The organism is Tessaracoccus terricola (assembly GCF_054776555.1).
Window position 1 is genome coordinate 96,132 of record NZ_BAAHBS010000003.1, and the last position, 20,963, is coordinate 117,094.

The window sequence follows — 20,963 nt, forward strand, 5'->3', positions numbered from 1 at the left end:
TCTGAACATGTCTGAAACCACGCGCACCGTCCGCAGACGGGGCGGGCCCGCCGCGGAGGGGGAGCCCGATGCCGACCGCGCCGGCCGCAAGCGGCGCTTCGGGCTCGAGAAGCAGCGCAGCCTGACCGGCTGGGTCTTCCTGCTCCCGGCCGCCCTGCTGATCCTGTGGATGAACTTCTGGCCCATGCTCCAGGCATTCATCCTGTCCATGAAGACCGGCCGCGGCACCAGGCTCGAGTTCGCCGAACCGCTCTGGTACAACTACGAGCGGCTCCTCAACGACGAGATCTTCAAGCTCACCGTCGGCAACACGCTGCTCTACCTGGTCATCCAGGTGCCCATCATGCTGGTGCTGGCGCTGGTGCTGGCCAACCTCCTCAACGACCGCAAGCTGCGGTTCCGGGGACTCTGGCGCACGGCGATCTTCCTGCCCTGCGCAGTCTCGCTGGTCAGCTACTCGCTGGTGTTCCGCACGATGTTCGCCAACGACGGCTTCGTCAACGACGTCCTGATGGGCCTGAACTTCATCGACTCGCCAATCAACTGGCTGGGGGAGACCGAGACCGCCCGGTTCGTGATCATCCTCGGGCTGCTGTGGCGGTGGACCGGCTACAACATGGTCTTCTACCTGGCGGCGCTGCAGAACATCGACTACTCGTCGCTGGAGGCGGCCAAGATCGACGGCGCGGGTTCCTTCAAGACGTTCTGGTACGTCACCATCCCGCAACTGCGCCCCATGATCCTGCTGACGGCGATCATGTCCACCAACGGCACCATCCAACTCTTCGACGAGTCGTGGAACCTGACCCAGGGCGGCCCGGCCTACACGTCGATGTCCATGTCCCACTACCTGTTCGAACTGTCCTTCCAGAAGAACCCGAACTTCGGCTACGGCGCCGCCATCTCCTACGTGATCCTGGTCATGGTGGCCATCCTCGCCGCGATCCAGCTGAAGGTTGGTGACAAGCGTGACTAGGAACAAGCTCCGCAGGATCCCGGGATACGCCTTCCTCACCGTGGCGGCCATCGCATCGCTGTTCCCGCTGTACTTCATGGTGGTCTCCGCCACGAACACCAGCAACGACGTGCTCGACTCCCGGCTGCTGCCGGGCACCGCACTGTTCGACAACCTCAGCAGCCTGCTCGCCCAGCAGGACGTCGCCTCGGCCATGTGGTACTCCACCATCCAGGCCGTCGGCACCACGGTGCTGGCGCTGTTCGTGTGCTCGATCGCCGGTTACGGCTTCGAGGTCTTCCACTCCAAGGGCAAGGACCGGCTGATGGCCTTCCTGCTGCTGGCGATGATGATCCCGTTCGCGGCCATCATGATCCCGTTGTTCCAGATGTTCGCCGACTACGGGATGGTCAACTCTTCCCTGGCGGTCATCCTCCCGGCGATCTCGACGCCGTTCCTGGTGCTGCTGTTCCGGCAGTCGGCCCGGACCTTCCCGCACGAGATCGTCGAGGCCGCCCGGCTGGACGGGCTCAGCGAGGTCAGCATCTACCTGCGCATCTTCCTGCCGACGATGCGCTCCACCCTGGCGGCCGCGGCCGTCATCACCTTCATGACCGCCTGGAACAACTTCCTGTGGCCGAAGGTGATCCTCGTCAACAACAACTACCAGACCATGCCGATGCTCATCTCCAACCTGAGGGCCGGCTACGTGACCGACTACGGAGTACTCATGCTCGCGGTGCTGCTGGCGTCCCTGCCGACGATGGTGATCTTCCTCGTCCTGCAGCGCGCCTTCGCCGAGGGCATCACAGGAGCCATCAAATGACATTCGACCCCAGCCGCATCGCCGACCCGGAGTTCGTCTCCGAGAACCGGATGGCGGCCCACTCGGACCACCGTTGGTTCGCCGACCACGCAGAACTCGCCACCGGCAGCAGCAGCTTCGAGCAGTCCCTGTGCGGCACCTGGAAGTTCCACCACGCCCGGAACGGCGGACTGGCCGTCCCGGGGTTCGAGGCCGTGGACTTCGACACCTCGGACTGGGACGACATCCGGGTGCCCGGCCACATCCAGCTGGCCGGCCACGACCGGCCCCAGTACGCCAACGTGCAGCACCCCTGGGACGGCTACGAGGACATCGCGCCCGGCGAGATCCCGCAGCACCACAACCCGGTCGGCAGCTACGTCACCCACTTCGAACTCGACCATCCCCTGGCCGACGGCGAGCGCCTCAGCGTCTCCTTCGAGGGCGCCGAGAGCAGCGTGGCGGTCTGGGTGAACGGACACTACGTCGGTTACGGGACCGACGCGTTCACGCCGTCGGAGTTCGACGTGACGGACCACCTGGTGGAGGGCCGCAACAAGCTCGCCGCCCAGGTGGTGAAGCACTCGGGCGCCGCCTGGATCGAGGACCAGGACTTCTACCGGTTCTCGGGCCTGTTCCGCGACGTGGTGCTCCGCCGCCGCCCCGCCGTCCACCTGCAGGACCTGCGCGTCACCACCGAGGTCCCGCAGGACCTGTCCACTGCCGTGGTGCGGGTGGAGACCACGCTCGAGGGTGCCGGCCGGGTCCGGGCCCGGCTCACGGACGTGGGTGAACTCACCGAAGCCGACGGTGCCCTGGCGGTCAACGTCGAGCGGCCGCGGCTGTGGAGCGCCGAGGACCCCCAGCTCTACGACCTCACCCTGGAGGTGCTCGACGAGTCGGGCCGGACCACGGAGGTGGTGCGGCAGCGGGTCGGGATCCGGCGCTTCGGCATCGAGGACGGCGTGCTGAGCATCAACGGGCAGCGGGTGGTGTTCAACGGCGTCAACCGGCACGAGTTCGGGCTGCAGGGACGCGTCATGAGCCGGGAGCAGACGGAGGCCGACATCCGGCTGATGAAGGCCGCCAACATCAACGCCGTGCGCACCAGCCACTACCCGAACAACACGTTCCTCTACGAACTGTGCGACACCTACGGCCTCTACGTCATCGACGAGATGAACCTGGAATCGCACGGCATGTGGGACTGGGTGACCCGCGGCCGCATCCCGCTCGAGGAGGCCGTGCCCGGGAACCTGCCCCAGTGGCGGGCCACCCTGTTCGACCGGGCCACCAGCATGCTGCAGCGGGACAAGAACCACCCCAGCATCGTGATGTGGTCCTGCGGCAACGAGTCCTTCGGCGGCACCAACCTGCGCGACGTCGCGGACCTGTTCCGATCCCTCGACGAGCGCCCCGTGCACTACGAGGGCGTCCACTGGGACCCCCGCCACCCGGAGACCACCGACGTCGTCAGCCAGATGTACACCAGCGCCGCCGACGTGGAGGAGTTCCTGCGCACCAACCGCGACAAGCCCTTCATCCTGTGCGAGTACGCCCACGCGATGGGCAACTCCTTCGGCGCGGTGGACAAGTATGTCGATCTCGCCCACCGGGAGCCGCTGTTCCAGGGCGGGTTCATCTGGGACTTCGCGGACCAGGCCATCGCCCTGACCGACCGCCACGGCCGGGAGTTCTTCGGCTACGGCGGGGACTGCGGCGAGTCACCCCACGACGGCGACTTCAGCGCCAACGGGATCCTGTTCGCCGACCACACCCCCAAGCCGCTGCTGGCGGAGGTGCGCAAGCTCTACCAGCCGCTGGCGATCGAGATCTCCACTGACGCCGTGCAGGTGACCAACCGGATGCTGTTCACCGACACCTCCGGATACGACTGCGTGGTCACGCTGCTGCGTGAAGGGCGGGAACAGGCCGGCCACACCCTGCAGGTCGACGTGGCGCCCGGCACCACCGGCACGTTCCCGCTCCCGCTGGACCTGCCCGACGTCGACGGCGAGTACACCTTCGACGTCAGCTTCCGCCTCGCGCGGCCGACGGCATGGGCGCCGGCCGGGCACGAGGTGGCCTGGGAACAGGCGGTGGTGACCGTCTCGGGCGTGCCGCGGCCGCGGCCCCAGCGCCCCGCCCCAGAGCTCGTCGACGGCGTGCACAACATCGGCGTGCGGGGCGAACACTTCACCGCGCTGTTCTCCAAGCTCTACGGCGGACTGGTGTCCTACCGCTACGGCATGACCAGCGACGGTGGCCGGGAGTTCCTGCAGGGCATCCCCAAGCCCAACTTCTGGCACGCTCCCACCTCCAACGAGCGCGGCTGGAACATGCCCTTCCGCGACGGCCAATGGCTGCTCGCCAGCCGCTACGCCGAGGCGAGCGAGGCGGGCCCCGCCGTGCAGGTCCACAACCACGCCGTCGAGGTGCGCTACACCTACGAACTGCCCAGCAACCCGGCGGGGGAGTGCGACGTGGCCTACCTGGTCCATGGCGACGGGCGAATCGAGGTCACCCTCACGGCCCGCCCCGGTGTGGGGCTGCCGGACATGCCGGAGTTCGGGATGCTGCTCACCACCGGCGCGGAACTGCGCAACCTGGCCTGGTACGGCGAGGGCCCCGACGAGTGCTACGTCGACCGCCGCGCCGGCGCCCGGCTCGGGGTCCACTCCGCGGACGTCACCGAGATGCTCACCGGCTACGTGCGTCCGCAGGAGTCCGGGAGCCGCACCGGGGTGCGCTGGGCGGAACTCACCGACGGCCAGGGTGCCGGGCTGCGGTTCGAGGCCTCCGACGAGATGGAGTTCTCCGCCCTGCCCTGGACGCCCTTCGAGATCGAGAACGCCCTCCACCCGGTGGACCTGCCGCCCATCCAGCGCACCGTGGTGCGCCCGGCACTGATGCGCAGGGGAGTGGGTGGCGACAACTCCTGGGGGGCCGAGACCCACCCCGAGTACCTGCTGCCACGCGACGAGGAACTGGTGTTCCGGTTCTCGTTCCGGGGGATCAGGTGACCGGGAACCCGTTCTCGGTCATGCCCCGGTAGCCGTCCAGGACCAGCTCGATGCGCCGCGCCGAGAGCTCCGTGACCCGCCCACGCAGCTCGGAGCGCGGCACCCAGTGCAGTTCCCGGATCTCGGCGTCCGAGGCCACCGCTGCGGCGGCGACGTCGTCGGGGAGGGTGCCGCCGTCGAAGATGTACTCGACGGCGTCGTCCCAGCCCAAGTACGGGGGCATCCAGTCCACCAGCGCCGGCTGGCCGAACCGGAACTCGAGCCCGATCTCCTCCAGCACCTCGCGCTGCGCACCCTGTCGCGGCGTCTCCCCGCGCTCCACCACGCCGCCTGGCAGTTCCCAGTCGTCCTTGTAGACGGTCTCGGTCAGGAGCACCTCGCCGGCGGTGTTGCGGAACACGGCGTGCCCGATCACCCGCTTGGTTGGCAGCACGGAGTTCATCACTCCCGAGAACCCCTCGGCGCCGTAGACCGGGTCCACGGCCAGCCGGGCGTAGACCAGGACGTCCACGAGCTCCCCGTCGGGCGTCTCCTGCGCGTTGCGGAGCCTGCCCTCGAGCCGGAAGCCGCACCGGTGGACCGCGATCCTGGCGGGGCGATCGGTGGCGAGCAGGTCCACCTGCAGCCGCCGTAGGTCGTGGGCGATGATGGCGTCGTCGGCGGCCAGGCTGACGGCGCGCTGCAGGGTCGCCGCGTCCACCACCTGCTGCTCCCAGCGGAGCCTGCCCACGCCGGCCGAGATGTCGACGTGGACCCGGAAGTCCGTCACCGCTGCGCGTTGCGCCGCAGCCACACCGACGCCAGCGGGGGCACGGTGACCCGGGCCTGGGCGCCGAAGTGTCCCCAGGGCTCGGCCGAGGCCTCGACGGCGCCGAGGTTGCCGTGCTGGCCGGAGCCGTCGTAGTGCAGCGAGTCGGTGTTCAGGATCTCCTCCCAGGTTCCCGCCTCCGGCAGGCCGATGGAGTAGTCCCGCAACGGGTCCGCGGAGAAGTTGGTGATGCAGGCCACGCGGTTGCCTGCCGAGTCGTTGCGCACCCAGCTCAGGGCGTTGTGGCCGGCGTCGTCGGCGTTGATCCATGTGAAGCCCTCGGGCTGGCTGTCCAGCTCGTACAGCGCGGGGTGGTCCCGGTAGAGGTGGTTGAGGTCCCGGAACAGGCGCTGCAGCCCGCCGTGCCCCCACAGGTCCGAGACCCACCACTCCAGGCTGGTGGACTCGTCGAACTCGGGGCGCTGCGCGAACTCAGAACCCATGAAAACCAGCTGCTTGCCGGGGAAGGACCACATGTAGGAGTAGAAGGCGCGCAGGGTGGCGAACTTGCGCCAGTCGTCCTGCGGGACCTTGTTGATCATGGAGCCCTTGCCGTGGACCACCTCGTCGTGGCTGATGGGCAGGATGAAGTTCTCCGAGTAGGCGTACACCATCGCGAACGTCAGCAGGTTGTGGTCGTACTGCCGGTAGACGGGATCCAGCTGCAGGTAGCGCAGCGAGTCGTTCATCCAGCCCATGTTCCACTTGAAGCCGAAGCCCAGCCCGCCCTCGTGCACCGGCTTGGTGACGCCGGGGAAGCTCGTTGACTCCTCGGCGATCATCAGCACGCCCGGCTCCCGCTCGTACAGGTGGCGGTTCACGTAGCGCAGGAAGTCGATGGCCTCCAGGTTCTCGCGGCCCCCGTACTGGTTGGGCACCCACTGGCCCTCCTCGCGGGAGTAGTCCAGATACAGCATGGAGGCGACGGCGTCCACGCGCAGCCCGTCGATGTGGAACTCCTGGATCCAGTACAGCGCGTTGGAGACCAGGAAGCTCTTCACCTCGTTGCGGCCGTAGTTGAAGATGTAGGTGCCCCAGTCCATGTGCTCGCCCTGCCGGGGGTCGGCGTGCTCGTAGAGGGCCGTGCCGTCGAAGCGACCCAGCGCCCACTCGTCCTTGGGGAAGTGGCCCGGCACCCAGTCCAGGATGACACCGACGCCCGCCTGGTGGAGCTTGTCGATGAGGTGGCGCAGGTCGTCCGGCTTGCCGAACCGCGAAGTCGGGGCGAAGTAGCCGGAGACCTGGTAGCCCCACGACGGCTCAAACGGGTGCTCTGCCACCGGCATCAGCTCCACGTGCGTGTAGCCCTGCCAGGTGACGTACTCCACCAGCTCGTCGGCCAGCTCCAGGTAGGACTTGCCCTTTCGCCAGCCGCCCAGGTGCACCTCGTAGACGCTCATCGGCTCGGCGTGGGCGCGGGACTCGCGGCGCCTGGCCATCCACTCGTCGTCGGACCACGCGTAGCGGGACTTGTACACGATGCTGGCGTTGGCGGGGGCCTGCTCGCTGAAGCTCGCGACCGGGTCCACCTTCTCGCGCCAGACGCCGTCGGGACCCTGGATCCGGTACTTGTAGAGGGTCTCCTCCTCGAGGCCCTCGATGAAGCGGCCCCAGACGCCGGAACCGGGGATCAGGCGCAGTTCGTCGCCGGTCCACCAGTTGAACGGCCCCACCACCTGAACGGCCTGCGCGTTGGGTGCCCAGACCGCGAACCGCACGCCGTCGACGGAGCCGCGCTCGTCGTCGGCGACGGTGACGTGGTGCGCGCCGAACTTCTTCCAGATCTCGGTGTCCCCACCGCTGTGGAACCCCTCGAAGTCCCAGCCGGTCAGGCCACCGAAGTAGTCGTGCGTCATGTCAGTTCTCCCTCGCGAGTGATTCAAGGAAATCTATCGGTACGTGACGCCACGCGGGCCGATTGCGTGACTCGTAGACCACCTCGTAGACGGCCTTGTCCACCTCGAGTGCCCGCAGCAGGCGCTGGTCGACGTCGCGGGCGCCGTAGCCGTCGAGGAACGCGAGCCGCACCTCGGGCAGCCAGGTGCCCGTGTCTGCATCGGTGCTGGCGGCCGCGTATTCGAAGGAGCGCAGCATGCCGGCGACGTCGCGCCAGGGGGTGTCCGGGCGGCGCCGCTCCTCGATGGTCTTGAGCGGTTCGCCCTCGAAGTCCACGTAGCGCCACTGGTCCTGCGTCAGCAGCACCTGCCCGAGGTGGCAGTCGCCGTGGATGCGCTGGGTGGGGAACTCGCCGTGCCCGACCACGGCCAGCGTCGACTCCACGAAGCCGCGGAGCCCGGCCAGCTCCGGCACCTCGCGGGCGGCGGCGTCGAACCGGACGCGGGCGGCGGTGGCGAAGTCGGTCCCCGACGCCGTGGCAGTCGGCAGCCGCTCGGCGAGGGCGTGGTGGATCCTCGCGAGGGCCGCGCCCAGTCGGCGTGCGTACTCGGTGAAGCTGTGGCCGGCCGCGGCGTACTGGCAGGCCAGCACGTAGCCGTCGACGGGGTTGGGCAGCGCCTCCAGGAAGATCGCGAGGTCCACCTCGCCGGAGCGCCAGGTGCCGTAGAGCCCTGCCACGGCCCCGGTGTCGGCCAGTGCCTCGTGCAGTTCGGCATCCGGGTTGCGGCCGGACTCGAGGCGCCGGAAGACCTTGCACAGCACCTCGCGCCCGAAGAACACGGTGGTGTTGGACTGCTCGCCGGAGTAGCGCCGTCCCGGCAGGCCAGTCGGGACCTCCTTGGCGGGCTCGAACCCGGGTGCGCCCTCGGCGAGCAGGCCCAGCAGCAGCGAGGTGGCCTCCGGGTCGTCCAGCAGTTCCCCGACGCAGTGGCGGACGCCGTCGAGCGTGGCCTCGGCCAGTGTCGGTGCCACCTCGGTCCCCAACGGCCGGTAGACCAGCGGGACCAGGTAGCGCTCCGGCGCCGCGTCCGGGTAGCCCACTTCCAGGAGCGCGGCGCGCACCCCGGGACCGGGGGCGGGTGGCGCGAGCCACTCACCCAGTTCCAACCCGACGGGCTCCCCACCGCGGGAGCGTCCCGAGAACCAGCGGGCGTCCGCGGCCAACTCCCAGACGGGAGCCAGCAGTTCCTCGGGCGCTGACACGTCGATCACGCGCCGGTGACGTGCAGGACGTGGGCGGGCTGGCCGGGCTGGAGCCGCACGAACGGGTCCCGGCCCCAGAAGTACTCCTCGCCGCTGAGTTCGTCGACCACCCGGACCTCCCCGGCCTCCCCGGCGCCCAGTGCCTCGAGGTCGAGGGACAGGACGGTCTCCACGGTGTTGTCGGGATCCAGGGAGACCACCATCAGCACGACGTCGTCGCCGTCGTGCTTGGAGTAGGCGATCACTTGTTCGTGGTTGGTCTCGTGGAAGTCCACGTCACGCAACTGCTGCAGTGCCGGGTGGTTCTCCCGGATGGCGTTGAGCCTGCCCATCAGGAGGTTCAGGTTCGGCTCGGCGTCGTAGTCGCGGGGCCGGTACTCGTACTTCTCGGAGTCCAGGTACTCCTCGCGGCCCCGGGCGAACGCCTCGTGCTCGAACAGCTCGAAGCCGGAGTAGACGCCCCAGGTGGGCGACATCGTCGCGGCCAGGATGGCGCGGATCGCGAAGATCGCCGGGTTGCCCGTCTGGAGGTGGAACGGGTTGATGTCCGGGGTGTTCACGAAGAAGTTGGGCCGGTAGTAGGGCGCCATGTCCGTGGACAGCTCGGTGAGGTACTCGGTGAGCTCGGCCTTGGTGACGCGCCACGTGAAGTAGGTGTAGGACTGCTGGAACCCCACCTTGCCGAGCGCTGCCATCATCTGCGGGCGGGTGAACGCCTCCGCCAGGAAGATCACCTCGGGGTTCGAGTGGTGGATCTTCTCGAGCAGCCAGTCCCAGAACTCGACGGGCTTGGTGTGGGGGTTGTCGACGCGGAAGATGGTGACGCCGCGCTCGATCCAGAACTTCACGATCCGCAGCACCTCGTGGTAGATGCCGTGCGGGTCGTTGTCGAAGTTGATGGGGTAGATGTCCTGGTACTTCTTCGGCGGGTTCTCCGCGTAGGCGATCGAGCCGTCGAGCCGGGTGGTGAACCACTCGGGGTGCTCCTTGACCCACGGGTGGTCCGGGGAGGCCTGCAGCGCCAGGTCCAGGGCCACCTCGAGCCCCACGGAGTTGGCCTTGGCGACGAACCGGTCGAAGGCCTCGAAGTCACCCAGTTCGGGGTGGATGGCGTCATGGCCGCCGTCGGGGGAACCGATCGCCCACGGCGAGCCCGGATCGTGCTCTCCCGGGGTGAGGGTGTTGTTCCTGCCCTTGCGGAAGGCAGTGCCGATGGGGTGGATGGGTGGCATGTACACGACGTGGAACCCCATCGCCGCTGCCGCGTCCAGGCGGGCGTGGGACGAGTCGAACGTGCCGGAGGTCCAGGACCCGTCCTCGTGCTGCTGAGCGAACTGCGAGCGGGGGAAGAACTCGTACCAGGACGAGTACAGGGCGCGCTTGCGTTCCACCCTGATGGGGTACTCCTTGGTCGCGCTGACCAGGTCCCGGGGCCCGAAGCGAGCCATGGCCCGGGCAATCGGGCGGGACTCGATCAGTTCCACCAGTTCCTCGGCCGGGGTCTCGGGGCGGAGCACCTCCACGAGCGCCTCGAGGATGGTGGCTGCGCTGTGGACGCCGAGCTTGTGGGCGTTGTCGATGGCGCGGCCCACCACCTCGCGGCCCTCCATGCAGACCAGTTCGAGGTCCATCCCGAGCGGCAGCTTGGCCTCCGCGTTGTGCAGCCAGGTGCCCCACGGGTCAGACCAGCCCTCCACTCGGAAGGTCCAGTCGCCCTCCGAGGCCATCCGGACGTGGGCCTGCCAGATGTCCAGCCCCATGGGCTCCACCTGCTTGAGGTCGACGCGGCGCTGCGAGCCGTGCGGAGCGGTCAGGATCACCGACGCGTTGACGGCGTCGTGACCCTCGCGGAACACGTTGGCACGGATCAGGATGCGTTCGTGCACCACCGCCTTGACGGGGTAGGCGCCGTCGGCGATCACCGGCTGCACCCCGGTCACGGGGATGCGGCCGAAACCGCCCTCGGTGCGGGTCAGGTGGGCACGTGCTGGGGCTGTCTCGCTCACGGTGCCAGCCTAGCGGCGACGCCCGGCCGCCGGGCTCACTCGAAGATCTGGGCGGTGTCCTCGGAGTCGAGCGGTTCCAGTTCGCGCAGTTCCAGCAGGTCGGCCGTGGTGGTGGGAACATCGGCCCGCATCACCACCACGCTGCGCCCCGGCAGCTTGAACGCGCTGCCCGCCACCAGCGGCTCGGCGGGGAGTTCCCCGTCGAGCACCGAGTGCCAGGCGATGGAGTAGCCGCTGGCCCAGGGCAGGCCGGGCAGCGTGACCTCGATGGGGTCGGGGCCGGAGTGGAACCAGGTGAGGAAGGCCTCCGTGGAGTTCGACGCGTACATCCCCAGCAGCCGGCGGCCGCCGTCGTGCCAGTCGTCCTCGCCCATCTGGCCGTGCTCGCCGTCCATCCAGGTGAGGTCGACGCGCTGCAGGTTCTCGCCGTGGGGGTTGACGATCTCCTGGTGGTAGAGGTACTCGTCGCTGCGCAGCAATCGGTGGTCGGCGCGCAACTTGAGCAGCGCGGCCGTGCGTTCCCGCACCTGCTCCCACTCGTCGTCGACGTTCCAGTTCACCCAGGTGAGCGGGTTGTCGTGGCAGTAGGCGTTGTTGTTGCCGCGCTGGGTGCGGCCGAACTCGTCGCCCGCCAGTAGCATGGGGGTGCCGACGGCGAGGATCTGGGTGGCGAGCAGGTTCAGCACCTGCCGGCGTCGCAGCGCGTTGATGGCAGGGTCGTCGGTCTCGCCCTCCCAGCCGTGGTTCCAGGAGCGGTTGTTGTCCGTGCCGTCGCGGTTGGCCTCACCGTTGTAGAGGTTGTGCTTCACGTCGTAGCTGACCAGGTCACGCATCGTGAAGCCGTCGTGGGCGGTGATGAAGTTGATGCTGGACTGCGGGCGCTGACCGGGGCGGTCGTAGAGGTCCGGGGAGCCGGACAGGCGCGTGGCGAGTTCCTGCACCCCTGGCACGGCGCCGCGCCAGAAGTCACGGGAGTGGTCTCGGAACCGGTCGTTCCACTCGGACCAGCCCGGCCCGAACTTGCCCACCTGGTAGCCGTAGGGCCCCACGTCCCACGGCTCAGCGATCATCTTGATGCCCTCGAACGCAGGGTCGGAGTTGATGGCGCGCTTGAGCGGGTGGTTCTGGTCCACGTGGTGGTTGCCGTCGCGGAACAAGGTGGTCGCGAGGTCGAAGCGGAACCCGTCCACCCCCATCTCCTGCACCCAGTACCTCAGCGAGTCGAGGACGAGCCGGGCCACCATCGGGTTGGAGGTGTTGACCGAGTTGCCGCACCCGGTGACGTCGTAGTCGTCGCGGCGGTCATTGGTGAGGCGGTAGTACTGGTGGTGGTCGATGCCGCGCATGGACACCGTCGGACCCTCGTGGCCGCCCTCGGCGGTGTGGTTGTAGACCACGTCCAGGTAGACCTCGATGTCGGCCTCGTGCAGGGCGCTGACCATGGCCTTGAACTCGTGCACCTGCTGCCCGGTGGTGCCGAGCGTCGCGTAGAACGCGTGCGGCGCGAAGAACCCCAGCGTGTTGTAGCCCCAGTAGTTGCGCATGCCGCGCTGGGCCACGAAAGGCTCGGAGACGAAGTGGTGGACGGGCAGCAACTGCACCGCCGTGACACCGAGGTCCTTCAGGTACGAGATCACGCTGGGGTAGGCGAGGCCGGCGTAGTTGCCGCGCAGGTGCTCCGGCACCGCCGGGTGGGTCTTGGTGAAGCCCCGCAGGTGCATCTCGTAGATGACCGACTCGGCCAGGCTGCGGCGCTCCCGCAGCGGCGTCGGGGCCGGGGTGTCCGCCACCACCACTGACAGCGGGACCGAGCCGAACGAGTCAGTCGGGTCCATCTCGAAGTGGTCGCCGGGGACGTGGTCGTGGATGGGGCCGGAGTAGTCGATGCCGCCGGTGATGGCCCTGGCGTAGGGGTCCACGAGGAGGCGGGCGGGGTTGAAGCGGCTGCCTGCTCCCGGGTCCCAGGGACCGTGGACGCGGTATCCGTACAACTGCTGGTCACCGACGCCGGGCGCGAACACCTCCCAGATGCCGCCCTCGCCGAGCGCCATGTAGAGGTTCGACTGCTGCGAGAGTGCGTCCACCAGGACCAGTTCGACGCGTTCGGCGCGTGGCGCCCACAGTCCGAAACGCACGCCGTCGCTCGTCACGCGCGCACCGAGCCGGCTCGTGTCCGTAAGCCCATCAGTCATGAAGCAGAAAGTCCCTGGTCGTCCATCGAGAATGGCCCACGTGTGGTTATGAGCCGCTCCATTGTACGGATATTCACAGTGGTGTCCCGGACCGCCCCGCCGCACGCGCTAGGTTTGCCGCGTGAGCGCCGCCAACTCCTACTTCGACCACGCCGCCACGTCACCGATGCGGCAGGTGGCCATCGACGCCCTGAACCGCCACCTCTCACTGGTGGGAAACCCCTCGGCGCTGCACGTGGCCGGCCAGCGCGCCCGCCGCGCCCTCGAGGAGGCCCGCGAGCAACTGGCCGCCGCGCTCGGTGCGCACCCCACCGAGGTGGTCTTCACCTCGGGCGGCTCGGAGGCGGACAGCATCGCCGTCGTCGGTGGCATGCGGGCCCGCGAGGGCGAGGGACGCACCCGCTGCCTGGTCTCGGCCATCGAGCACCCGGCCGTCCTCGGCATGACTGAGCGCGGTGCGCAGACGCTGCCCGTCACCCCGGACGGCATCCTCGACGTGGACCGGGCGGTCGCGGCCGTCGACGGTGACGTCGGCGTGGTGTCCGTGATGGCGGTCAACAACGAGACGGGCATCATCCAGCCCCTGGAGCCGGTGCGTCGGGCGGCCCGTGCCGTCGGGGCGTGGTTCCACACCGACGCCGTGCAGGCGCTCGGGCACGTGCCGCTCGGGTTCCGCGACGGCGGGTTCGACCTGATGTCGGTCTCCGCCCACAAGGTGGGGGGACCCGTCGGCATCGGCGCGCTCGCCGTGCGGCGCTCCCTCAAGCCCGGCGCCATCGGGCTGGGCGGCGGTCAGGAACGCGAGATCCGCTCCGGCACGGGGACCGTTGCCCTGGCCGCCTCCTTCGCGGCCGCGGCCGAGCAGGCCGTGGCCGAACTGGAGACCGAGTCGGTCCGGCTGCGTGGGCTGCAGCAGCAGGTCGTGGACCTCGTCACCGGTTGCGGGGGAGTGGTCAACACCACCCGCGCCGAGCACGCCCCCCACGTCGTGAACGTCACCTTCCCCGGCCTGCGCGCCGACGACCTGCTGTTCCTGCTGGACCAGCGCGGCATCTACGCCTCCGTCGGCTCCGCCTGCCGCGCAGGGGTCCACCAGCCCAGCGAGGTGCTGCTCGCGATGGGCCGCAGCTCCGACGACGCCGCCGCCACCGTGCGCTTCTCCCTGGGACACAGCAGCACCGAGCAGGATGTCGTGAAACTGGCTGAGGTGCTCCCCGGGTCCGTCGACCGCGCCAGGGGAGCTCTGCAACACAGTGGCGGCTGAGTTTCTGCAAACGCGTTGCAAATTGCGGAAATGATTGCGAACGGATCCTCCAGTCCCTAGCGTGTGGAGCAGTCGATCCCGGCCAAGGTGTCGGAGCAGTCGACGGCACACCGTTCATGTCTGCGAAGGAGCACACAATGATCCCCGTACGCACCCATGACCGCCCCGGGGGCCGGTCCAGACGAAAGGTCTCGTGGGCGATGCTCACGATCGGACTGACCCTGGTGGCGCTGATCGCGTCCCTGACTCCTGCCCAGAAGGCAGCCGCGGAGGCACCCGGTCCGAAAGACACCATCGCGGTCATGTTCTCCTGGACATGGAAGGCGATCGCCGAGGAGTGCACGAGCACCCTGGGCCCGGCGGGCTATGGGTACGTCCAGACCTCGCCACCGCAGGAGCACGTGCTCGGGGGTGAGTGGTGGACCTACTACCAGCCCGTCAGCTACGAGCTGGAATCCCGCCTCGGGACCGAGGCGGAGTTCAAGCAGATGATCGACACGTGCAACGAGGCCGGCGTGGGCGTGATCGTCGATGCGGTCATCAACCACATGAGCGGCCAGTCGGCGGGTGGCACGGGATGGGCCGGCACCGAGTTCGGCCACTACGACTATCCGGGCCTGTACAGCGACGCCGACTTCCACTCGTGTCGGCGCGACATCGCCAACTACCAGGACCGCTGGGAGGTGCAGAACTGCAACCTCGTCAACCTGTCGGACCTCGACACGGGCTCGCCCTACGTCCAGCAGACCATCGCCGACTACCTGAACCGCCTCGTGGACCTGGGTGCTGCCGGGTTCCGAATCGATGCTGTCAAGCACATCTCGGCTGCCGACATGGATGGCATCTTGTCGAAGGTGAACAACCGCGACCAGCTCTACATCGTGCAGGAGGTGATCCGCGCCAACGAGCCGATCCAGCCCGAGGAGTACCTGGGCATGGGAGACATCCATGAGTTCGCCTACGCCCGCAAACTCAAGGAGGCCTTCGGCAACGGCACCATCAACTGGCTGACCACCGGCGCAGGCATCGGTGAGACCTGGGAGGGCTTCCTCGACCACTCCGACGCGGGTGTGTTCGTCGACAACCATGACACCGAGCGCAACGGCGAGACGCTCACCTACAAGGACGGAGCGGCCTACGACCTGGCGCAGATCTTCACACTGGCCTGGAACTACGGTTCGCCATCGGTGCACTCCGGGTACGAGTTCACCGACTACGACGCAGGGCCTCCCCAGACGGCATCGGGAGAAGTCATCGACCCCACCTGCACGGCCGGCTCGGTGTGGACCTGCAAACACGCGCAGAACAACATCAAGAACATGGTTGGATTCCGCGTTGCCACCCATGGCACCGCAGTCACGGACAAGTGGACCAACGGCAGCGACGCCATCGCGTTCAGCCGCGGTGAGAAGGGCACTGTCGTGATCAACCGCGGCGGACAGTTCACGCGGACGTTCACCACGAGCCTGCCCGACGGTGAGTACTACAACGTCATTTCGGCGACGAGGACCGGGAGCACCTGGTCGGGTGAGACCATCACGGTCTCCGGGGGGCAGTTCGAAGCGACGGTTCCGGGCAATGGCGCGGTCGCCCTCCACGTGGGCGCCCGCTCCGATGGCGACCCGCCGGGGGAGTGCGTGGACGAGCAGGCGCCGACGACCCCGACGAACGTGGCTGCCACCGCGAACGGCACCACCATCACGGTCAGCTGGTCCGCCTCAACGGATGACTGCGCGGTCACCGGCTACGAGATCACTCGTACCGGTGGCGGGGCCAGCGAAACCTTCTCGTCCCCGGGAACCGGGACGTCGTACTCCGACTCCGGGCTGGATCCGGCGACGGAGTACACCTACACCGTGCGAGCCACGGACGGTGTCAACCGCTCCGGGGCGAGTGCCCCCGTCTCCGCAACCACCGCAGACACCCCGTCGACCGGTGACCTGACCGCCTTCTACAGGAAGGACAGGGGCTGGGAGAACTACTACGTCCACTACCGCGTCGGCACGGGCGCGTGGACGACGGCACCGGGAGTGAAGATGGCCGATGTCTGTGAGGGATGGGTGTCGGCCACCGTGCCGCAGGGCGCTGAGGGGGCCACCCTTGCGTTCAACAACGGCAGCGGGGAGTGGGACAACAACGGCTCCCGGGACTATGAGGTCAGTGGATCGAATGTCGCCATCTCCGGCGGGGTTGTCACGAGCATGGCACCGTGCAGTGAGCCGACCGGCGAGGACATGACGGTGTTCTACAAGATGGACAAGGGCTGGTCGGCCTACCACGCACACTTCCGCGTCGGCACGGGTGCGTGGACGACGGCACCGGGTCCCAGGATGGCGGAGGCCTGTGAGGGTTGGGCCTCGCTGACTGTACCCGCTGGCGCCGACGGTGCCACCCTCGCGTTCAACAACGGCAGCGGGGAATGGGACAACAACGCTTCCAAGGACTACGTGGTCAGTGGGGCGACGGTCAGGATCGCCGACGGCGTCGTGTCCGGCATCAGCCCTTGCGCCGATCCGGAGCCTGTGGAGGACACGGAGGCACCGTCGACCCCAGCAGGGCTGCAAGGCGTCGCCGTGCAGGACGAGATCACCCTGACTTGGTCCGCCTCGACCGACAACGTCGCAGTGGCCCAATACCGGGTGCTCAAGTCCGGGGGCGGAGAGGGCACCGTCGGTGTGCACGTCACCGGCACCAGTGTCGGGTTCTTCCAGTTGACGCCAGAATCGACCTTCGAGTTCAAGGTCCAGGCGGTCGACACCTCCGGAAACGCCTCGGCATGGAGCGACACCATCACCGTCTCGACGGCCGGCGAGGCCGATGAAACGGCACCTTCGGTACCCGGTGGTGTCAGTGCCGAGGTGGATGGCACGACGGTGAGGCTGTCATGGGATGCGGCCACCGACGACGTAGCAGTGGCCTCCTACCAGGTCCGCAAGGTCGTTGTTGGCGCCGAGCCCAGCATCACGTCCACGGCAAAGGTCACGCACGTGTTTGCGGACCTTGAGGAGGCAACGGACTACGAGTTCGATGTTCGCGCAGTGGACACCTCCGGGAATCTCTCGGGGTGGAGTGAGGCCGTCCGGGTCACGACCGGCTCGGGGGAGGATCCCGATGAGCCGGGCGACCCGGGCAACCCGGGTACGCCGGTGGGTACCGACTACTCGGACGGGTACTACCAGCAGAACCCGAACGGCCAGGTTGGGGCGAGTGCGACCATCACAGTGGACGGGGATGCCTCCGAGTGGAGCGAGGACATGATCATCGCCCAGGGCGTCGCCAACGACGACCCGCGCATCTTCCGCGGCAGCCACGAGGGGCCCGTCTATGACCCGTACGCACTCTACGGCGCGTGGGACGATGACAACGTGTACCTCATGTGGCAGTTCACCAACGTGACCGACGTGGTGGACCCGGGCCAGGGCTACCCCATCAGCGACAACGGGAAGCCCTACAACGGAGACATCCCGCAGGGCATTGCCTTCGACGTCAACGATCGGGGTGGCAATGGCCTGATCGATGGCACGGAAGAAGGGGTCTGGGGTCTGCGAACGACCTTCGAGAACGAAGAGGTGGACCACCTCGCCCTGTTCTCGAGCAAGCCCGGTGTGGGCCAGCCCTCGATGTTCTCGCTCAATGCCTCGGACTCGTTCGACTACGAACCCGAGAACGTGACTGGTTTCACCGCCGGTGGCATCGAGTACGCCCATGGTGACGGGTTCGTCGGGTCCTCGCTGATGGGAATCAAGGCCAACGGGTACGAGGGGTACACCCCGGCCGATGTGGCAGACGTGACCAGGTTCACCGATCTGCTGGGCAGCGGCCACGACACCAGCCAGGACACGATCTATGAGATGAAGATCCCGTTCGCGACACTCGGTACGACCCGTGAGTCCCTCGAGGCCAACGGGATTGGTGTGATGCTGATCTCCACGTTCGGCCAGTCGGCGATCGGGTCCCTTCCCCACGACCCTGCGACGCTCGACGCTGCCACCGATCCCTACAGCGCGGATGACTCGACATCGGCGGAGAAGGAGGATTGGGACGGTTTCACCGCGCAGTTTGCGCGACTGGGCAAGTAGCCCTCGGTTGCCCGCGAGCCGGGGATCGTGCAGCGCACGGTCTCCGGCTCGTCCGCGTGGCGGATGGGGCGTCCCGCAACCGGTGGGCCGTGCCGCCCCCGGCGTAGACTGGAGCCCATGCGTGTTCTTGCTGCAATGTCCGGTGGGGTCGACTCCGCCGTCGCCGCTGCCCGGATGGTGGCCGCCGGCCACGAGGTGACAGGTGTCCACCTCGCACTGTCGAAGAACCCGCAGAGCTACCGTACGGGCGCGCGGGGATGCTGCTCCATCGAGGACTCCCACGACGCCCGACGGGCCGCCGACGTGCTGGACATCCCCTTCTACGTGTGGGACTTCGCCGAGGAATTCCAGGAGCAGGTGGTGGATGACTTCGTCGCCGAGTACCAGGCCGGCCGCACCCCCAACCCCTGCCTGCGCTGCAACGAGAAGATCAAGTTCGCCGCCGTCCTGGACCGCGGCATCGCGCTCGGCTTCGACGCCGTCGCAACCGGCCACTACGCCCGCGTCGTAGACAACGGCTCCGAGGTGGAGCTCCACCGCGCGGTGGACCCGGACAAGGACCAGTCCTACGTACTGGGCGTGCTGAACCAGACCCAGCTGCGCCACTCCCTGTTCCCCCTCGCCGACACCCCCAAGACCGAGGTCCGTGAGGAGGCGGCGCGGCTCGGGCTGTCAGTGGCGAAGAAGCCGGACTCGCATGACATCTGCTTCATCCCCGACGGCGACACGCAGGGCTTCCTGTCCCGTTACCTCGGCACCGACGAGGGTGACATCGTCGACGCCGACGGCGTGAAGCTCGGCATCCACCACGGCAGCCACAACTTCACCGTCGGCCAACGCAAGGGGCTGGACCTGAAGATCCCCGCCCCCGACGGCAGCCCCCGCTACGTGCTCAAGATCGAACCGGTGAACAACACCGTCGTCGTCGGCTCCCGCGAACAGCTGGCCGTGTCCACCCTGCGGGGCATCCGCCCCACCTGGACCCAGCACCCCGTCGAGGGGCCCTGGCGGGGCCAGGCGCAGTACCGCGCGCACGGCACCCCCGTGGACGCCACCATCTCCCTGCGCTCGGGTGACCTCGTCGTCGAGCTCGACCAGCCGGCGACGGGCATCGCGCCCGGGCAGAGCGTCGTGGTCTTCGACGGTGACCGCGTCGTCGGCTCGGCGACCCTGGCGGAATCGCACTGATGCGGGTTACCGCGGCCGGCTCGCTGCCGGGTGGCGACTTCCGTGGCGCCCTGTCCGCCATGGCCGAGGTGCTCCCCGAGGTCCTGCCCCTGCCCGAACTGCCCGCACGCGGGGCCGCCTCCGGCATGGTGGGCCGCGCCCTGGGACTGGTGGACGGACTCGGCTTCGACCTCCAGCCCGCCGGCTGGCGCCTCGTCCCCGGCTCCAGCCCCGAACACCGTCGAGTCACCGCGCAGTGGCGCACCGACCTGGACGACACCGAGGAACTCCTCCAGGGCTTCGACGGCGTCCTCAAGGTGGGAGTGGCCGGTCCCTGGACGCTCGCGGGCAGCGTCGAACGGACCCGTGGCGACCGGTTGCTGGCGGACCACGGTGCCCGGCGGGAACTCTCCGAGGCCCTCGCCGAGGGGGTCCGCAACCTCTTGGCGGACCTGCGCCGCCGCCTGCCCGCCGCCACCATCCTGCTGCAGGTGGACGAGCCGCTGCTCATCGCCGTGGCCGACGGCTCCCTGCCCACGGCCAGCGGCTTCTCCCGCCACCGCGCGGTCGACGGTCCCGAGCTCGCCACCGCCCTCAAGCCCATCTCCGACGGCGCCCTCCTGCACTGCTGCGCCCCCGGCGACTGGCTGCCCACGGCCGCGGCGGCCGGCTTCACCGGGGCCGCGATCGACACCCGGCTGTTCACCTCCACCGCCGCCCTCGACAGGCTGGGCGATTGGCTCGAGGGCGGGCACCGACTGGTGGCCGGTGTGGTGGACGCCTCCCGCCCGGAGCGCCGCGGCGCCGATGCCCTGGTGACGGAGGCGCTGCGTGTCCTGCGACCCCTCGAACTGGACCCGGCATCGCTCACCGACCGCCTGGTCCTCGGCACCGGGTGCGGCCTCGCGGGCTGGCAGCTGCGGGACGTGGTGCCCCAACTGGAGGCGCTGCGCACCGCAGCACCGCTGCTCGAGGAGCAACTGGCCCGATAAGCGGGGGGTGCCTGCAGGTGGCCGGAGGGCGGGTGCGATGCTGGAAGCACCGAGACCACGGAGGGATGAAATGCTCAACGACACCACCCGCACCCGCACCAGGGTCCGCCCCGCCACCTTCGCCATCACGACGCTCGACGACGTGGACGCCGCCCGCGCTGCGATCCTCGCGGAACTGGGAACCACCGAGGCGGACCTGCGCCGGGCCGACGGCGTGCGCACCGCCCCCGAACTGAGCGCGCTGCGCCGCCTCGACGAGCTGGTCTGGGCCGAGCGGGGCATCTGAGCCCGAGCCCGCGGCCCCGGGCTCGCTACGATGGAGGCGTGCGCGTCTTCTCCGACCTGAACCTCAACGGCCCCAGCCCCATGCGGGCCCAGCCGAAGGTGGGCGAGTGGGGCCCCGAACAGGTGCCCGGCACCCGCTGGAAGAAGTGGCAGCGCGTGCTGGTTCCCGTGATCGCCGTCGCCCTCGCCGTCGGTGTGTTCTTCCTGGGCCGCATGTTCTACCTGATGCTCACCGAGCCGCAGGCGATGGCGGCCGTGCTGGGGTGAGGAACACGCCAGCCACCCGCC

14 protein-coding genes are annotated in these 20,963 nt (G+C 68.6%); 9 read left to right on the forward strand and 5 right to left on the reverse strand.

Annotated features, from left to right (window positions below; all coding sequences use genetic code 11):
- The first annotated feature begins 7 nt into the window (after positions 1-7).
- Genes ACYU7G_RS05145 through lacZ form a run of 3 tightly spaced genes read left to right on the forward strand, consistent with a single transcriptional unit; the run spans position 8 to position 4,783 of the window.
- A complete protein-coding gene (locus ACYU7G_RS05145) occupies positions 8-976 on the forward strand; it encodes a carbohydrate ABC transporter permease (RefSeq protein WP_461105465.1) in 969 nt (322 codons plus the stop codon).
- The gene (locus ACYU7G_RS05150; protein ID WP_461105467.1) at positions 969-1,781 is read left to right on the forward strand and encodes a carbohydrate ABC transporter permease; all 813 of its coding nucleotides are present in this window, start codon (positions 969-971) and stop codon (positions 1,779-1,781) included. Before ACYU7G_RS05145 ends, ACYU7G_RS05150 begins: the two co-directional genes overlap by 8 nt.
- On the forward strand, positions 1,778-4,783 hold the full coding sequence (lacZ, locus tag ACYU7G_RS05155; protein WP_461105469.1) for a beta-galactosidase, LacZ type: 3,006 nt from the start codon (positions 1,778-1,780) through the stop codon (positions 4,781-4,783). The genes ACYU7G_RS05150 and lacZ overlap by 4 nt, the downstream gene beginning before the upstream one ends.
- Here lacZ and ACYU7G_RS05160 read toward each other — a convergent pair.
- The 5 genes from ACYU7G_RS05160 to glgX are packed head-to-tail and all read right to left on the reverse strand — an operon-like array spanning position 4,776 to position 12,888.
- Positions 4,776-5,552 carry an NUDIX hydrolase gene (locus ACYU7G_RS05160; RefSeq protein ID WP_461105471.1) on the reverse strand — a complete coding sequence of 259 codons (777 nt, stop codon included), beginning with the start codon at positions 5,550-5,552 and terminating at the stop codon, positions 4,776-4,778. The genes lacZ and ACYU7G_RS05160 overlap by 8 nt on opposite strands.
- Positions 5,549-7,447: a 1,4-alpha-glucan branching protein GlgB gene (gene glgB / locus ACYU7G_RS05165; protein WP_461105473.1), complete on the reverse strand. Its 1,899-nt coding sequence runs from the start codon at positions 7,445-7,447 to the stop codon at positions 5,549-5,551. Before glgB ends, ACYU7G_RS05160 begins: the two co-directional genes overlap by 4 nt.
- Before the next feature lies 1 nt (position 7,448).
- Positions 7,449-8,699, reverse strand: coding sequence for a phosphotransferase (locus tag ACYU7G_RS05170; RefSeq protein ID WP_461105475.1), 1,251 nt, complete (start codon positions 8,697-8,699; stop codon positions 7,449-7,451).
- Positions 8,696-10,696 (reverse strand): alpha-1,4-glucan--maltose-1-phosphate maltosyltransferase, encoded by a 2,001-nt coding sequence (locus ACYU7G_RS05175; protein ID WP_461105477.1) that lies wholly within the window; start codon positions 10,694-10,696, stop codon positions 8,696-8,698. Before ACYU7G_RS05175 ends, ACYU7G_RS05170 begins: the two co-directional genes overlap by 4 nt.
- A 35-nt stretch (positions 10,697-10,731) precedes the next feature.
- On the reverse strand, positions 10,732-12,888 hold the full coding sequence (gene glgX / locus ACYU7G_RS05180) for a glycogen debranching protein GlgX (RefSeq protein ID WP_461105479.1): 2,157 nt from the start codon (positions 12,886-12,888) through the stop codon (positions 10,732-10,734).
- 121 nt (positions 12,889-13,009) lie between these two features.
- On the opposite strand from glgX, the gene ACYU7G_RS05185 reads away from it, so the two are divergent.
- The 6 genes from ACYU7G_RS05185 (at position 13,010) to ACYU7G_RS05210 (ending at position 20,942) form a co-directional block, all read left to right on the forward strand.
- Positions 13,010-14,152 (forward strand): cysteine desulfurase family protein, encoded by a 1,143-nt coding sequence (locus ACYU7G_RS05185; protein WP_461105482.1) that lies wholly within the window; start codon positions 13,010-13,012, stop codon positions 14,150-14,152.
- 137 nt (positions 14,153-14,289) lie between these two features.
- Positions 14,290-18,231, forward strand: a complete 3,942-nt coding sequence (locus ACYU7G_RS05190; protein WP_461105484.1) for a carbohydrate binding domain-containing protein — start codon at positions 14,290-14,292, stop codon at positions 18,229-18,231.
- 117 nt (positions 18,232-18,348) lie between these two features.
- Positions 18,349-19,419: a tRNA 2-thiouridine(34) synthase MnmA gene (mnmA, locus tag ACYU7G_RS05195; protein WP_461105486.1), complete on the forward strand. Its 1,071-nt coding sequence runs from the start codon at positions 18,349-18,351 to the stop codon at positions 19,417-19,419.
- On the forward strand, positions 19,419-20,390 hold the full coding sequence (locus ACYU7G_RS05200; protein WP_461105488.1) for a uroporphyrinogen decarboxylase/cobalamine-independent methonine synthase family protein: 972 nt from the start codon (positions 19,419-19,421) through the stop codon (positions 20,388-20,390). The genes mnmA and ACYU7G_RS05200 overlap by 1 nt, the downstream gene beginning before the upstream one ends.
- Positions 20,391-20,460: 70 nt before the next feature.
- Entirely contained in the window at positions 20,461-20,676 is a 216-nt protein-coding gene (locus ACYU7G_RS05205; protein ID WP_461105490.1) for a hypothetical protein, read from the forward strand.
- A 38-nt stretch (positions 20,677-20,714) separates the two neighbouring features.
- Positions 20,715-20,942, forward strand: coding sequence for a hypothetical protein (locus ACYU7G_RS05210; protein ID WP_461105492.1), 228 nt, complete (start codon positions 20,715-20,717; stop codon positions 20,940-20,942).
- The last annotated feature ends 21 nt before the right edge of the window (positions 20,943-20,963 follow it).

Coding starts and splice junctions, on each gene's coding strand:
- ACYU7G_RS05200 (WP_461105488.1), top strand. CDS start 19,419: ATGCGGGTTACCGCGGCCGGCTCGCTGCCGGGTGGCGACTTCCGTGGC.
- mnmA (WP_461105486.1), top strand. CDS start 18,349: ATGCGTGTTCTTGCTGCAATGTCCGGTGGGGTCGACTCCGCCGTCGCC.
- ACYU7G_RS05145 (WP_461105465.1), top strand. CDS start 8: ATGTCTGAAACCACGCGCACCGTCCGCAGACGGGGCGGGCCCGCCGCG.
- glgB (WP_461105473.1), bottom strand. CDS start 7,447: ATGACGCACGACTACTTCGGTGGCCTGACCGGCTGGGACTTCGAGGGG.
- ACYU7G_RS05190 (WP_461105484.1), top strand. CDS start 14,290: ATGATCCCCGTACGCACCCATGACCGCCCCGGGGGCCGGTCCAGACGA.
- lacZ (WP_461105469.1), top strand. CDS start 1,778: ATGACATTCGACCCCAGCCGCATCGCCGACCCGGAGTTCGTCTCCGAG.
- ACYU7G_RS05205 (WP_461105490.1), top strand. CDS start 20,461: ATGCTCAACGACACCACCCGCACCCGCACCAGGGTCCGCCCCGCCACC.
- glgX (WP_461105479.1), bottom strand. CDS start 12,888: ATGACTGATGGGCTTACGGACACGAGCCGGCTCGGTGCGCGCGTGACG.